The 684-nt window shown below is 37.0% G+C and carries 1 protein-coding gene and 1 pseudogene; both read right to left on the bottom strand.

The features are described 5' to 3' along the window. Positions 1–377 (bottom strand): hypothetical protein (locus HMPREF9071_RS11725; protein ID WP_009401632.1); only part of this gene is annotated, 377 nt, incomplete at its 3' end. 8 nt (positions 378–385) lie between these two features. Next, positions 386–684, bottom strand: a pseudogene (locus HMPREF9071_RS11730) (hypothetical protein); the annotation flags it as partial.

Genomic DNA, 684 nt, shown 5'->3' on the forward strand with positions numbered 1-684 from the left:
CTTAGTTGCCTTACAAAATAACCATCACAATTGAGAGGGTATTGATTCTTAAGGCTTATCATCTCTCCTGACTCAAAATAGACATCTACAATCTTTTCCTTTTTCAGACAAGTGGAAGGGGCAAGTATATTCAAAAATAGGAAGATACTATTCTTCCTCTTCCCTAATTGCAAAGCGGCATAAGTGTACTCCTCATTGTCCACTCTCAGGTACATAGGAGGCACATTTACATACGGCAAGCCGTTTAACTTGGCTTTAGGTTGACTGACATCGCACTGTTCAATTACCTTGGGTTGTGGCAAAGGTAAGGACTGTGCTTTTGTGGTAAGCCAACTTAAAAGTGCAAAAGCTATAGCGATATACGTTCTCTGTGGCATTGGCTTACTTACTGATTTTGATATAGTTGCTTACAAACCTCTAAGTCTACTTTCATCTTATCGTATTCCTCTTGTAGGATCTGATTGATGTCGTTTAGGCTATCCAACAAAACCCTATCAGCAGTAAGTTTTTTGATGTGCTTTTTAGCATCAATATACTGCTTACAAATAAGAATGGTGTTGTTGTACATATTCTTATTGGTCAGTGTATCACTCTTCAAGAAAGGCTTATACATATCTGTCAAAATAGAAAAAACTAATTTCTCATTGAAAAAATCGTCTTTAAGATTGGATACCCCAATGGAGT

The sequence above is a fragment of the Capnocytophaga sp. oral taxon 338 str. F0234 genome (assembly GCF_000192225.1).
GTDB lineage: Bacteria > Bacteroidota > Bacteroidia > Flavobacteriales > Flavobacteriaceae > Capnocytophaga.